The following is a 12,464-nucleotide window of genomic DNA, read 5'->3' as shown; positions in this document are numbered from 1 at the left end:
AATTTATACTTTAATAACTATGTTTGTTTACTTAAGTATTATATTTAATATTGCATTTGTATTTTTTAGTTAATAACCATTTTAATGTTAATGAATTTGTTATTAATGTTAATTTAAATGATGAACTGAATATATAATTATAATTTTGGTAATATCAAAATATTGAAAAATGAATAAAAGCTCATTGCGAGCTTTTATTGGGGGTTGCTCTTATTTTTGACTTAACTTAGTCGCTATTTTTTCTAGCTTGAACATTAATAATAAGGTGATGGCGACCAGTACAATGGTCAGTGCTGAGCCATCTGCGATATTACCACGGTCGGTTAAGCTAAAAATTGAGACGGGCAGGGTGGCCCAACCGGGGGGATATAACATCATCGTTGCGCCTAACTCCCCTAAAGATAGGGACAGGCTTAATGCTAATGCTGAGATCATCCAAGGCATCAAGAGTGGTAGAGTGACGTGACATAGTCGATACCAAGGTGAAGCACCTAAACTAAAGGCGACATTTTCAATATCAGGGGAAATGCGGGTTAGCCCAGTAGAAACATTGCTAAATGTGAAAGCTGAAATTAATACAAAGTGGGCACTGAATACAATCCAAAATGTCCCGTTCATTTGTAGATATCCTTGGCTAAATGCAACAAGGATACCAAGACCAATAGAGACTGAAGGTATTGCGCTTGGTAAGTAAAATGCGATACCGAGTAATTTTTGCCATTTCCCGCTCTGTCGTCTGAGCGCCAATGCGGCCCAAAGCCCACAAAATAGGGCAAATAGGCTGGCACAAAACCCAATAATTAAACTAGAAAGAATAGCATCCCAAGCTGGGCCACTGAATGCATTGACAAAATGCTCAAATGTAAACCCTGAAGGCAAGATACCATTCCATTGCTGGCTGAAACTCGACATTAAAATCATCACTAACGGTAGCAAAAATAATAATGAAAACAAGCTAATAGCAATCAAGGTTGCGACGGCTCGACCTTGTTTAGACCAAATCAACATAGTTAATTCCTTACTCCGAGGCGAGTTGTAGCCATTCTATAGAGAAAAAATAACCCGAGAGAAAGTAAGATGTTTACTAAAGCAATCATACAGGCAACCGCATAATCAGACTCTAGTATGGCTTTGCTGTACACCATCATAGGTAAGGTATTCACGCCTTTTGCGCCGATAAATAAAACGATCCCAAACTCATTGGTGGTTAATAGTAAGCAAAGACTGCCGCCAGCAAGTAAGGCGGGAAGTGCGGCTGGAAAAATCACTTGAGCAATAACACGAGCGGGGTGCGCACCTAAAATACTCGCAGCTTCTAATTGGCTTTTATCTATTTGCCGTAGAGCAGCCATCAATGGGCGCATAATTAACGGCGTGAATACGGTGATCTCGGCTAAAATGACCCCATTGATAGAATATAGGAAATCAACTGGCGGTAGTTCGAAATCAAATAATGCCATTAACGTGCCATTTAGTAGCCCAGCGGAACCATAAATAAAAGTAAACGCGAGAGTAATCAAAAAGGTGGGTAATGCAATAAATGTATCAATAACTTGGGTAATAAAACGGCTACCAGGAAAGGGGATAAACACTAATATCAGGGAAAGTATGCTCCCTACGATAAGGCAGCCTAAGGTAGCAAAAAACGCGATTTGCAGGGTGTTCCATAGACCATTAATGAAACGTTTAGATTCAATTAGTTGCCAGAGTGCATCTAGCCCCCAGACACCAGTTTCATTTTGTAGTGCTTGTTGGGCGATTAACAATAACGGATAGAAAAAGAGTGTGGCTAACACCAGCAATGGCGGTATTATCCAATAAATGGGTTTTAGAGAGATACTTGACCGTTTTGGCACACTGATATATGACATGTCATTCCTCAATCAATACGGTATCAGTAGGCGAAAACCATAAGGTGAGTTTATCGCCTACTTTGGGCTGTGAAGCTAAGTGCGTTACCGCAACACTGACTGTTTCGCCCGCAACATTACAGACTAAATGAGTCAAGTCCCCCTGCCAGCGAATTGATCGTAAAACAGCCTGCAATTGATTGCTCGTTTCGTTTCTTGGCGTTAGCGTAATATGTTGTGGGCGGATGCATACCCATTTGTGTGTGCTTGCTCGCATACCGGGGGTATAAGCTTCCAGCAATGTACCACTACAGCTCACATTGACAATTGCTGGGTTGGCTGAAAAACCGAGGGCGGTAGCATTTAAAATATTGGCACGGCCTAAAAACTCAGCGGAAAAACGGTTTGGTGGGCGGTGATATAAGGCATTCTTTTCACCATGGGCGACGAGATAGCCCTCCTTCATGATACCAATTTTGTCGCCTAGGGCGAGGGCTTCTGTTTGGTCGTGGGTGACATAAAGAATAGTTAATTCAGGTAGTTCACGGTGTAAGCGTGCAATTTCTTCTACCATATTATGGCGAATCTGTGCATCAAGCGCAGAGAGAGGTTCATCGAGTAATAAAACGCGAGGACGTACCGCAATCGCTCTAGCAATCGCCACCCGCTGTTGTTGCCCTCCCGATAATTGATGAGGGTAGCGAGTCGCATAATCTGTCATCCCAACAATCTTCAAAGCCTCGGTGACCCGTTCATTGATCAAGACTTTAGGTTGTTTCTGGGCGCGTAATCCAAACGCTACGTTATCCTCCACCTTCATATGAGGAAAGAGTGCATAGTTTTGTACCACCATCCCAAGCCCGCGTTGATAGGGAGGGAGATGAGTGATATCGGTATCACCTAATAATATCCTTCCACTATCGGGTTGAGCAAACCCTGCAATAGCACGCAATACAGTGGTTTTTCCTGACCCTGATGGGCCAATTAGTACTAATATTTCTCCGGGGTCAATGGTTAGGCTTAACGGCTTAAGCACGACATTGTTATGATAGGAAACACGCAAGGACTCTAGTGTGATCCCTGAGTGTTCTGTTTGCTGCATTGCGGCAGTGAGTTTACGTTTCATTAGCATCACAAATTACTCACCATCAGTGACTTTTTGCCAACGTGAAATATCGCTGGAAAGTGAAACTTCGACTTCATCCCAATTTGGTTGCCATGTTTTAACACCTTCAAGCATTTTCACAGCTGTACGGTATTGTTCATCGGAAGGCGTGATATCGGAACGAACAGGCATTCCCCATGACAACTCACTCACACGGCTTTGTGATTGTTTATCTAACAAAAAGTTAATTAATTTTTTGCCATTTTCTGTTTCAGGCCCGTTTTGTACTAGGCCAACAACATAAGGCAAAACGAGCGCACTACGCTCCCCATTATCATCTTTTGGCCAGAAAATTTGTACATTTGGGTTGCGCGCCATTTGGGATAAATTCATTTGTAAATCGCCATTGGCAATATAAAGCTCACCTTTGTTAACTAGTGCGGTCAGTTTACCGGTAGAGGCGGATGGGCCTACGTTATTAGCTTGTAATTTACCGAGGTAATCAAACCCTGCATCTTTGCCATTAAAACTATGAAAAACTTGCAGCATGACAGCCGTACCGTCACCGGCTTGCCCTGGCGTAGAGTATTGCAGCTTATTTTTAAAACGTGGGTCGAGAAGAGAAGCCCAATTTTCTGGTGGTGATTTTAGTAACTTAGCATTATAGATAAAGGTTAAATAATTATTGACCAATGGCGTGTAATAGTGATTTGAAGTTGGAATACTGGCCGCAGCCTCTGGAGTAAATTTTGCTAACAGTTGAGTTTTAGCGGCGCGTTGGATAAACGGAGGAACAGTGATTAGCACATCGGCTTGTGGGTTGGTACGTTCTTTCGCTAAGCGTTCAACTATTGCACCAGAGCCACTTTCAACATATTGCACTTTGATGCCTGTTTGTTTGGTGAAAGCTGCAAATTGGTTTTTATACCAACTATTATTACCGTCATGTAGGCCATCAGCTGAGTAAACCGTGACAACATTATCGGCAAATACTGCTGTTGAACAAAAGGTTGCCATCAATAGGCAGGCTAAGTGAGTTTGTTTCATTGTCTTCTCCTGTTAAGGTAAAATGCACTCTGGTATATACCAGATTCTTTTACGCTAACGGGTTTATATGACAAAAAGATGAAACAGAGCTAAATAGTGAAAATATTTTACTGATGTTGGTTTTACAATGTATCGACTTCAATTCTCAGGCTGTCATGACGCCAATATTCCACATCGTAATCTAGAACTCTTCCGTATTGATCATAGTTCAAACGCTGCAGTAGTAATGCGGGACGACCCACCGCGACCCCGAGTGCATAAGCGGCTTGAGGAGGCATGGCTGTTGGGTAGAATGACAAGTGCATACTGGTATATATCAACCCGAAATGGGTTTCATATACCTCGGTTAAACTGCCATTGAGATCATGGCGTAGTAACTCGGGGACTCGGGCTGGTAGGCAATGATTTTCACAATAACAAACAGGCCTTTCATCGGCAAAGCGTAGGCGTGTGAGTAAGTATATTTGCTCGAAAGGTTGGAGCTGCAACGGACTCATGGCGTCAAGGGGGACAGTGACAACTCGGCCATCTAACAAGGTCGTTTTAGGCTGGCGGTTTTGCTCAAGGCAAAGTTTATGAAAATTAGTATTTTGTGTTGGGTCTAACCAAAGGCGTTCAGGAGTGACAAACCAGCCACGGCGTTCAGAACGATAAATTGCGCCGCTTGATTCTAATTGCGCCAAACTTTCACGGATAGTGACCCTCGTGGTACCAAAAATAGCACAAAGCTCGCGCTCAGAAGGGAGCTTATCGCCACTTTTTAGTTCCCCATTCTGAATTCTTTTTTGTAATTGAGCCTTAATTAGCAGGTACTGAGGCATTTCATCCGTTGATAATTTCATTGTTATTTCCGCTGATTATTTCTTCCACATTATACATAGTTATATGAATTTTTTGTTGCACGGGCACTTTTCCTTTGACCTTTTGATCTCCCTAAGACCATTATAATAGAAATCTGGTATAGACCAATAGGTGAGTTGAATGACAACCAAAAATTATTTGCTGTTAACACCGGGTCCGCTAACTACCTCTAAAACGGTGAAGCAGGCCATGTTATTTGATAGTTGTACATGGGATGACGACTATAACTTAGAGGTAGTACAAAAGGTCCGCCAACAGCTAGTTGCCCTATCAACGGCGCAGTCAGGCTACTCATCGGTATTATTACAGGGCAGTGGCAGCTATGCGGTGGAAGCGGTTTTAGGAAGTGCGATACACCCAGAAGATAAATTATTGATTATCAGTAATGGTGCATACGGCGCACGGATGGCTGAAATGGCACAGCGTTTAGGGATTACACATCATCTCTATGATTGTGGTGAGGTGGTAAAGCCAGATATTGAATGGATAGAACAATTACTACAACAAGATAGCCAGATCACACACATTGCGATGGTACATTGTGAAACGACGACGGGGATTTTAAACCCGATAGAGCAAGTCGCCGCGCTAGCGAAGCAGTATCAAAAACGCTATATCGTTGATGCCATGAGTAGCTTTGGCGGTATCCCAATGGATATTGGGCAACTAAATATTGATTTCTTGATAAGTTCGGCAAACAAATGTATTCAAGGAGTACCGGGCTTTGCATTTGTGATAGCACGCACTGAAGCACTTGAAAATTGTAAGGGGCGCTCTCGCTCATTATCTCTCGATTTGTATGCCCAGTGGCGTTGTATGGAGGATTTCCATGGTAAATGGCGTTTTACCTCACCAACGCATACGGTATTAGCTTTTGCTCAGGCTCTTAAAGAGCTTGAAGCTGAAGGGGGCATTGCCGCTCGTTTCCAACGTTATCGGCAAAATCAGAGAAAACTAGTCGCAGGTATGCGAGCTCTCGGATTTAAAACATTATTAGATGATAGCAACCATTCACCGATTATCACCGCATTTTACTCACCAAGTTCAGTTAATTACCAATTTAAAGAGTTCTATCAGCGATTAAAATCGCAAGGTTTTGTTATTTACCCAGGTAAGGTGTCACAGAGTGATTGTTTCCGTATTGGAAACATTGGCGAAGTGTATGAAACAGATATTGACGCATTATTGTTAGCGATAGAAAAAGCCATTTACTGGAAACAATAAGGAAGAATTATGAACCGCATTCAGGCTGTTATTCTGGATTGGGCAGGTACTACGGTGGATTTTGGATCTTTTGCCCCCACACAAATTTTTATTGAAGCATTTAAGCGTGTGTTTGATATTGAGATCACCTTAGCACAAGCCCGTATTCCTATGGGGTTAGGTAAGTGGCAACATATTGAAGCACTTGGGAAATTACCTGAAATTGACACTTTATGGAAGGTGAAATTTGGGCGCTCAATGACCAGTGAAGATATCGATACAATCTATGCGGCATTTATGCCATTGCAGATTGCCAAAGTTGTCGACTTTGCAGCACCAATAGCTGGAGTTTCCGACACAATCACTACTTTACGCCAGCAAAATATTAAAATTGGTTCTTGTTCTGGTTACCCTCGCGCAGTAATGGAGAAATTAGTACCTGCAGCACAAAAACTCGGTTATCACCCTGATTACTGGGTCGCAAGTGATGATATCCCAGCGGGAGGGCGTCCGGGGCCTTGGATGGCATTGCAAAATGTGATTGAACTAGGCGTAGAAGCAGTATTTTCCTGTATAAAAGTTGATGACGCAGTGCCCGGTATTGAAGAAGGCCGCAATGCAGGAATGTGGAGTGTTGGGTTGTCTGTTTCAGGTAATGAATTTGGCAAAACATGGGAGGAGTACCAAAGTATGCCAGAAGAGGCAGTTAGCCAACTGAAACAGGAGGCGGCTGATAAACTTTTTGCCGCAGGAGCTCATTATGTTATTGATACTTTAAACGATTTACCTTCAGTTATCGATTCCATTAATCAGCGTTTAGCAAAAGGTGAGCGCCCTTAACGCTTGATTATGGCACCATCGGCATGATATTCGTGCCGATGGTGATTGCCAATCTTAGAAGATATTTACCGGTAGTTCAGGGGCTAATGTTGCGACCATTACGGCTTTGATAGTATGTAAGCGGTTTTCTGCTTGGTCAAAGACGATACTATAAGGGGATTCAAAGACTTCTTCCGTGACTTCTAGCCCACCATACATATTGAACTCTTTCGCTAGCTGAGCCCCAAGCGTGGTATCTTCATTATGGAAAGCGGGTAAGCAGTGCAGGAACTTCACATTCGGGTTGCCTGTAAGCTTAATCACATCCATATTCACTTGGTACGGCTTTAATAAATTAATACGCTGTGCCCAAGCCTCTTTGGCTTCTCCCATCGAGACCCAAACATCAGTATAGATAAAGTCAGCTCCTTTAACGCCTTCAGCCACATCTTCAGTGAGCGTAATTTTTGCACCTGTTTTTTTCGCTATCTCTTGGCAAGCATTGACCAGCTCTTCTTCCGGCCAGCAGCTTTTCGGGGCGACTAAACGCAAATCTAAACCTGTGAGAGCCGCAGCTTCTAACATCGAGTTGCCCATGTTATTGCGTGCATCGCCTAAATAGGCAAATTTAATTTCTGAGAATGGCGTATTTGGTCGGTGTTCTTGAATGGTCAGCAGATCGGCTAATAACTGTGTGGGATGGAATTCGTTGGTTAATCCATTCCATACAGGCACTCCCGAGTGCGCGGCTAATACTTCTACGGTTGATTGAGCAAATCCCCGATATTGAATGCCGTCGTACATCCGCCCTAGCACCCGTGCGGTATCTTTCATGGTTTCTTTATGACCGATTTGGCTACCAGAAGGCCCTAAATAGGTCACTCTAGCGCCTTGGTCGAACGCACCAACTTCGAATGCGCAACGTGTGCGAGTAGAGTCTTTTTCAAAAATGAGTGCAAAGTTTTTACCTGCGAGGAGAGGGTGTTCTGTACCGGCTTTTTTTTCTGATTTTAACCAAGCTGAGAGTTTTAACAGTGAATGAATTTCGCTAGATGTAAAATCAAGTAGCCTTAAAAAATGCTTGCTATATAAGGGGTTCATAAATTACGGCCTTTTTATGTTGAATTAATATTCAATTTATATCCATAAAAATTCAAAATCAACCCCAAGTGAAAAAGAAATTATTTTTAAATGTATGGTTTCACTGTCAACCCTATGGGAGAATGGGGCGAGACTAGCGATAATGGAACAAGGGGTGTGGATATGGTAGATAAAGCTGAACTCGATGCGCAGTATGAAGAAACTCGGTTAATTATCGAGGAACTGTTAGAAGATGGTAGCGATCCTGATGCATTGTATGCAATTGAGCATCATTTCTCTGCGGACAACTTTGCGTTATTAGAAAAAGCAGCAGTTGAAGCATTCAAGCTAGGTTATGAAGTGACGGATGCGGAAGAGTTAGAAATTGAAACAGGTGAAACGTTGATGTGTTGCGATGTGATCAGCGAAAGCGCATTAAACGCAGAACTTATTGACGCACAAGTTGAACAGCTAATGAAGCTGGCGGAAAAAATGGGTGTCAACTATGATGGTTGGGGCACTTATTTTGAAGACCCAGATGCAGAATATGATGACGAAGACGGTGATGATATCGAGCCCGAAGATCGCGTTCATTAATTCTAACATCTAAGACTGTGATAATGAGCCTGCCTTTGAAAAATGACCAAAAGCAGGCATTTTAAAATAAAATAGTTGAACTGGATGTACAAAAGGTTATTTCAACAAGGCGTTTGTTATTCATGCCCTTGAAGATTGACTAATATTCAATAACCTATTCGATTTTTCGCCAAACATAATATGTTTGTCTGCAGTCTGAAATATATTAGCTATTATTCCCTACTAAATTATTTAGGATCTGCCGGGTATCCCGCGGTGCTGAGCGCTGTACGGAAAATACTTTCATCTATATGGCTGGTAATTAGCACTTTTTTTGTCGTTGGGTCCGTTTCTACCTGTGCATTAGCATCAATATCTAACACAATTTTGGTAATTGATTTAGCGCAGCCACCACAAGCCATTTTAGGTATTGTAAGGTTAATCATTTTCTAACTCCTATTATTAACATTTTGATAAATATACAGCTTTACCCTATTGGAAGGTCAATCAGTTTTTTACTGAATAATTTGCGAGTTGTCCTTTTTTAGTGACTGGAGTTTCAAGGTATTCGGCTGGATTCACTAAGTTTTCAATGATAGGGCAGTCAGGATCACTATTACCGTGGCAATGTTTTGTCAGTACTTCGAGAGTATTTGCGATACCTTGTAGATCATTAATTTTTCTTTTTAATTCATGAAGATGAGTAAGTGCCATATTTTTAACATCAGCACTAGCACGTTCTCTATTGCGCCATAAGCATAGTAGAACTGAAATCTGTTCAGTCGGGAAACCTAGGGCTCGGGCGCGACGAATGAGGTTTAGGCTATCAATATCTGTTTGACTATAATAGCGATACCCTGCATTAGTCCGTTTTGCTTTGGGGATTAACCCAGTCTGCTCATAATAGCGGATCATTTTTGCTGAGATGCCAGAAAGTTTAGCGGCTTGACCGATATTCATAATCTTATCTCCTCAATAGAATAGGTATTTTAGAAATAAAATACCTAGCTATTTTCTTTAGGTAGTTTGAGTGCTGCTAATATGTTTGGTTTTTGCGATGAAAAAGTACCGTAAAAAATATGTTCCCCAATGATGATAATGGGAGCAACACGTACACCTGTTCGAGCTTTAGCTTCAGCCATAATTTTGGGGTCGGTAAGGTCTCGTTCTTCAAAAGAGAGCTGTTCTTTAGCTAACCAATCCTTAAGTTGTTGACAGTCAGGGCAAGTTGGCGTGGTGTAAATCAATATTTGTTCTTTTGATGAGAGTGTCATAGCTAACTCCTTTCTACGAGTAAAGCCAGACTTTATAAAGTCTGGCGATTAAGTCCTTTATTGAGTTTGAGCCATACTATCTTTCATAGGGGCTTGGAAGCGTTTTAGACGTAAGGCATTACCTAATACGAATACGCTAGAAAGTGCCATTGCGGCGGCTGCTAAAATAGGTGAAAGCAAAGTTCCGTTAATTGGGTATAGCAAGCCTGCGGCTACTGGGATCAATAGCGCATTGTAAGCGAATGCCCAGAACAGATTCTGTTTTATGTTACGAATAGTTGCTTGGCTTAATGCAATGGCATCAACAACACCGCGTAGATCTCCTGACATCAATACGACATCTGCGGCTTCAATAGCGACATCTGTTCCTGTACCAATTGCTAATCCAACATCTGCTTCGGCTAATGCTGGGGCATCGTTGATACCATCACCAACAAATGCGACTTTATTACCATTGTTACGGAACTGTTTTAGGGCTGAAACTTTACCATCTGGCAATACTTCTGCGGCAACTTCATCAATCCCAAGCTGTTTAGCGATAGCTGCGGCAGTCGCTGCATTATCACCAGTGATCATGGCAACTTTTAAACCTAATGCGTGTAACGCGTTAATAGCCTCTGGTGTTGTTTCTTTAATGGGATCAGCTACGGCGATAATTGCAGCTAAGCGACCATCAATAGCTGCGTACAATGGGCTTTTTCCTTGCTCTCCTAGTCGTAGCGCAGATTGCTGGAAGTGACTGACATCTAATCCGAGTTGTTTCATAAAGCGATCGGCGCCAACAGAGACTGCTCGACCATCTACTCTGGCTGAAATACCAAATCCTGGGACAGCTTCAAATTCTTCAATTGCCGCAAATGTCAGACCTTTTTCGTTTGCTGCGTTGACAATTGCTTCCGCAATCGGATGTTCAGAACGGGTTTCAATTGCAGCGACCAAGGATAAAACTTCATCATATTCAAAGCCATCTGCAGGGACTAGGTCAGTGAGCTCTGGACGTCCTTTTGTTAATGTCCCCGTCTTATCAAGAGCAACTACAGTGACATCGCGTAGAGCTTGCAATGCTTCGCCTTTGCGGAATAGAACACCTAATTCAGCCGCTCTTCCTGTTCCAACCATGATAGATGTCGGTGTTGCGAGGCCCATTGCACATGGACATGCGATAATGAGTACAGCAACAGCATTAATTAATGCGAAGGTCAGGGCTGGGTCTGGGCCAAATATTAGCCAAATAAAGAATGTGATCACGGCACCTGTCATAACGGCAGGTACAAACCACATCGTGACTTTATCAACTAACGCTTGAATAGGTAATTTTGACCCTTGTGCCTCTTCAACTAAACGAATTATCTGAGCTAATACAGTGTTTGAACCAATTTTAGTGACGCGAAAACTAAACGCGCCTGTTTTATTTATTGTGCCGCCAACAACTTCAGAACCTACTTCTTTAGATACAGGAACAGGTTCTCCTGTGATCATGCTTTCATCAACATAGGAAGCGCCTTCGATGACTTCACCATCTACAGGGATTTTTTCACCAGGGCGAACGAAAACAATATCATCCGTTATAACTTGATCCAGAGGGATCTCAATCATTTTTCCATCGCGTTCTACACGAGCCGTTTTAGCTTGTAACCCTACAAGGCGTTTAATCGCTTGGGAGGTTTTTCCTTTCGCTCGCGCTTCTAATGTGCGACCAAGTAGAATTAACGTTACGATAACGACAGCTGCTTCAAAATACACATTTGCGGTGCCAGCTGGGAGAACTTGGGGGATAAACGTTGCTACTACTGAATACCCATAAGCCGCGGCAGTACCTACAGCAACAAGTGAGTTCATATCAGGCGCAGCGCGTAATAGTGCTGGAACTCCTTTTTGGAAAAAGCGCAAACCAGGACCAAACAAAACAAGGGTTGCTAATATAAATTGGATATACCAATTGAGTTGCTGCCCAAGGTTTTCTGATACCCAGTGGTGAATACCTGGAATAAAGTGTGAACCCATTTCAATAATAAATACTGGTAAGGTAAATATAGCCGCAGTGAACAACGCACGACGTAGAGAGCGCTCTTCATTTTCACGGCGCTCATTGGCTTGGTCATTTGCATTGGTCGTTGTATCTGATAAACGGCGAGGTTTATAGCCAGCTTGAACAATGGCTTCTTCCAAAGTGGCGATAGTGACCACTTCAGATAAATGGCGAATACGGGCGCGTTCTGTTGCTAAGTTAACATTCGCTTCAATTACACCCGGTATTTGTAATAATGCTTTTTCAACGCGACCGACACACGATGCGCAGGTCATCTCTTCGATCGCCAGTTCGGTTGTTTCTTCCCGCACTTTATAACCTGAGCTTTCTATCGCGCGGATTGCTACGTCTGGATCAACATCACCTTTAAAGGTGATATCAGCACGTTCTGTTGCTAAATTCACCACAGCCGTATCAATATTTGTAACCGCTTTTAATGCCTTTTCAACACGACCAACGCAGGATGCACAGGTCATGCCTTCTACTGGCAAGCTTAGTCTATTGACTGAGGTATTAGAGATATTTGTTGTCATGGACCTACCCTCTTGAATGTCTTTATTGAGTAAAGACTAACGTTTACCTTAAGGGTAAGGTCAAGTGCTATTTTTTAATTTTTATTT

Annotated in this window: 13 protein-coding genes; 3 read left to right on the top strand and 10 right to left on the bottom strand. The window is 42.4% G+C overall.

Going from position 1 to position 12,464, the window contains the following annotated elements; genetic code table 11:
- Positions 1-210: 210 nt before the first annotated feature.
- The 5 genes from phnV to phnR form a co-directional block, all read right to left on the bottom strand.
- Entirely contained in the window at positions 211-1,008 is a 798-nt protein-coding gene (gene phnV, locus RB151_RS20215) for a 2-aminoethylphosphonate ABC transport system, membrane component PhnV (protein ID WP_048605876.1), read from the bottom strand.
- A gap of 2 nt (positions 1,009-1,010) precedes the next feature.
- A complete protein-coding gene (gene phnU / locus RB151_RS20210) occupies positions 1,011-1,871 on the bottom strand; it encodes a 2-aminoethylphosphonate ABC transporter permease subunit (RefSeq protein WP_042845711.1) in 861 nt (286 codons plus the stop codon).
- Between the two features lies 1 nt (position 1,872).
- Positions 1,873-2,982 carry a 2-aminoethylphosphonate ABC transport system ATP-binding subunit PhnT gene (gene phnT / locus RB151_RS20205; RefSeq protein WP_071548685.1) on the bottom strand — a complete coding sequence of 370 codons (1,110 nt, stop codon included), beginning with the start codon at positions 2,980-2,982 and terminating at the stop codon, positions 1,873-1,875.
- Positions 2,983-2,988: 6 nt separating this feature from the next.
- Positions 2,989-4,002, bottom strand: a complete 1,014-nt coding sequence (phnS, locus tag RB151_RS20200) for a 2-aminoethylphosphonate ABC transporter substrate-binding protein (RefSeq protein ID WP_042845706.1) — start codon at positions 4,000-4,002, stop codon at positions 2,989-2,991.
- Positions 4,003-4,124: 122 nt separating this feature from the next.
- Positions 4,125-4,844, bottom strand: a complete 720-nt coding sequence (phnR, locus tag RB151_RS20195; protein ID WP_042845704.1) for a phosphonate utilization transcriptional regulator PhnR — start codon at positions 4,842-4,844, stop codon at positions 4,125-4,127.
- Positions 4,845-4,983: 139 nt separating this feature from the next.
- Here phnR and phnW point away from each other — a divergent pair, with 139 nt between their 5' ends.
- Positions 4,984-6,087, top strand: a complete 1,104-nt coding sequence (phnW, locus tag RB151_RS20190; protein ID WP_071548684.1) for a 2-aminoethylphosphonate--pyruvate transaminase — start codon at positions 4,984-4,986, stop codon at positions 6,085-6,087.
- Positions 6,088-6,096: 9 nt separating this feature from the next.
- Entirely contained in the window at positions 6,097-6,906 is an 810-nt protein-coding gene (phnX, locus tag RB151_RS20185; protein ID WP_071548683.1) for a phosphonoacetaldehyde hydrolase, read from the top strand.
- A gap of 54 nt (positions 6,907-6,960) precedes the next feature.
- Here phnX and argF read toward each other — a convergent pair whose 3' ends face one another.
- On the bottom strand, positions 6,961-7,986 hold the full coding sequence (argF, locus tag RB151_RS20180) for an ornithine carbamoyltransferase (protein ID WP_048605881.1): 1,026 nt from the start codon (positions 7,984-7,986) through the stop codon (positions 6,961-6,963).
- Positions 7,987-8,148: 162 nt separating this feature from the next.
- Here argF and rraB point away from each other — a divergent pair, with 162 nt between their 5' ends.
- Positions 8,149-8,562, top strand: coding sequence for a ribonuclease E inhibitor RraB (gene rraB / locus RB151_RS20175; protein WP_042845698.1), 414 nt, complete (start codon positions 8,149-8,151; stop codon positions 8,560-8,562).
- A 227-nt stretch (positions 8,563-8,789) separates the two neighbouring features.
- Here rraB and RB151_RS20170 read toward each other — a convergent pair whose 3' ends face one another.
- The 4 genes from RB151_RS20170 to RB151_RS20155 all read right to left on the bottom strand — a co-directional run bounded on the left by RB151_RS20170 (position 8,790) and on the right by RB151_RS20155 (position 12,377).
- A complete protein-coding gene (locus RB151_RS20170) occupies positions 8,790-8,987 on the bottom strand; it encodes a heavy-metal-associated domain-containing protein (protein ID WP_034782721.1) in 198 nt (65 codons plus the stop codon).
- A gap of 61 nt (positions 8,988-9,048) precedes the next feature.
- A complete protein-coding gene (gene cueR / locus RB151_RS20165; RefSeq protein ID WP_042845696.1) occupies positions 9,049-9,501 on the bottom strand; it encodes a Cu(I)-responsive transcriptional regulator in 453 nt (150 codons plus the stop codon).
- Between the two features lie 44 nt (positions 9,502-9,545).
- Positions 9,546-9,815, bottom strand: coding sequence for a glutaredoxin family protein (locus RB151_RS20160; protein ID WP_042845694.1), 270 nt, complete (start codon positions 9,813-9,815; stop codon positions 9,546-9,548).
- A gap of 57 nt (positions 9,816-9,872) precedes the next feature.
- Positions 9,873-12,377, bottom strand: a complete 2,505-nt coding sequence (locus RB151_RS20155; protein WP_042845693.1) for a heavy metal translocating P-type ATPase — start codon at positions 12,375-12,377, stop codon at positions 9,873-9,875.
- Positions 12,378-12,464: the final 87 nt, after the last annotated feature.

Source organism: Providencia rettgeri, assembly GCF_001874625.1.
Lineage (GTDB): Bacteria > Pseudomonadota > Gammaproteobacteria > Enterobacterales > Enterobacteriaceae > Providencia > Providencia huashanensis.
This window is presented reverse-complemented; position numbering and strand designations above follow the sequence as displayed.

What these genes read in the sequence shown, in the direction of transcription:
- RB151_RS20160 (WP_042845694.1), bottom strand. Translation starts at nt 9,815, where the DNA reads ATGACACTCTCATCAAAAGAACAAATATTGATTTACACCACGCCAACT.
- rraB (WP_042845698.1), top strand. Translation starts at nt 8,149, where the DNA reads ATGGTAGATAAAGCTGAACTCGATGCGCAGTATGAAGAAACTCGGTTA.
- cueR (WP_042845696.1), bottom strand. Translation starts at nt 9,501, where the DNA reads ATGAATATCGGTCAAGCCGCTAAACTTTCTGGCATCTCAGCAAAAATG.
- RB151_RS20170 (WP_034782721.1), bottom strand. Translation starts at nt 8,987, where the DNA reads ATGATTAACCTTACAATACCTAAAATGGCTTGTGGTGGCTGCGCTAAA.
- RB151_RS20155 (WP_042845693.1), bottom strand. Translation starts at nt 12,377, where the DNA reads ATGACAACAAATATCTCTAATACCTCAGTCAATAGACTAAGCTTGCCA.
- phnX (WP_071548683.1), top strand. Translation starts at nt 6,097, where the DNA reads ATGAACCGCATTCAGGCTGTTATTCTGGATTGGGCAGGTACTACGGTG.
- phnV (WP_048605876.1), bottom strand. Translation starts at nt 1,008, where the DNA reads ATGTTGATTTGGTCTAAACAAGGTCGAGCCGTCGCAACCTTGATTGCT.
- phnU (WP_042845711.1), bottom strand. Translation starts at nt 1,871, where the DNA reads ATGTCATATATCAGTGTGCCAAAACGGTCAAGTATCTCTCTAAAACCC.
- phnR (WP_042845704.1), bottom strand. Translation starts at nt 4,844, where the DNA reads ATGAAATTATCAACGGATGAAATGCCTCAGTACCTGCTAATTAAGGCT.
- phnT (WP_071548685.1), bottom strand. Translation starts at nt 2,982, where the DNA reads ATGCTAATGAAACGTAAACTCACTGCCGCAATGCAGCAAACAGAACAC.
- phnS (WP_042845706.1), bottom strand. Translation starts at nt 4,002, where the DNA reads ATGAAACAAACTCACTTAGCCTGCCTATTGATGGCAACCTTTTGTTCA.
- argF (WP_048605881.1), bottom strand. Translation starts at nt 7,986, where the DNA reads ATGAACCCCTTATATAGCAAGCATTTTTTAAGGCTACTTGATTTTACA.
- phnW (WP_071548684.1), top strand. Translation starts at nt 4,984, where the DNA reads ATGACAACCAAAAATTATTTGCTGTTAACACCGGGTCCGCTAACTACC.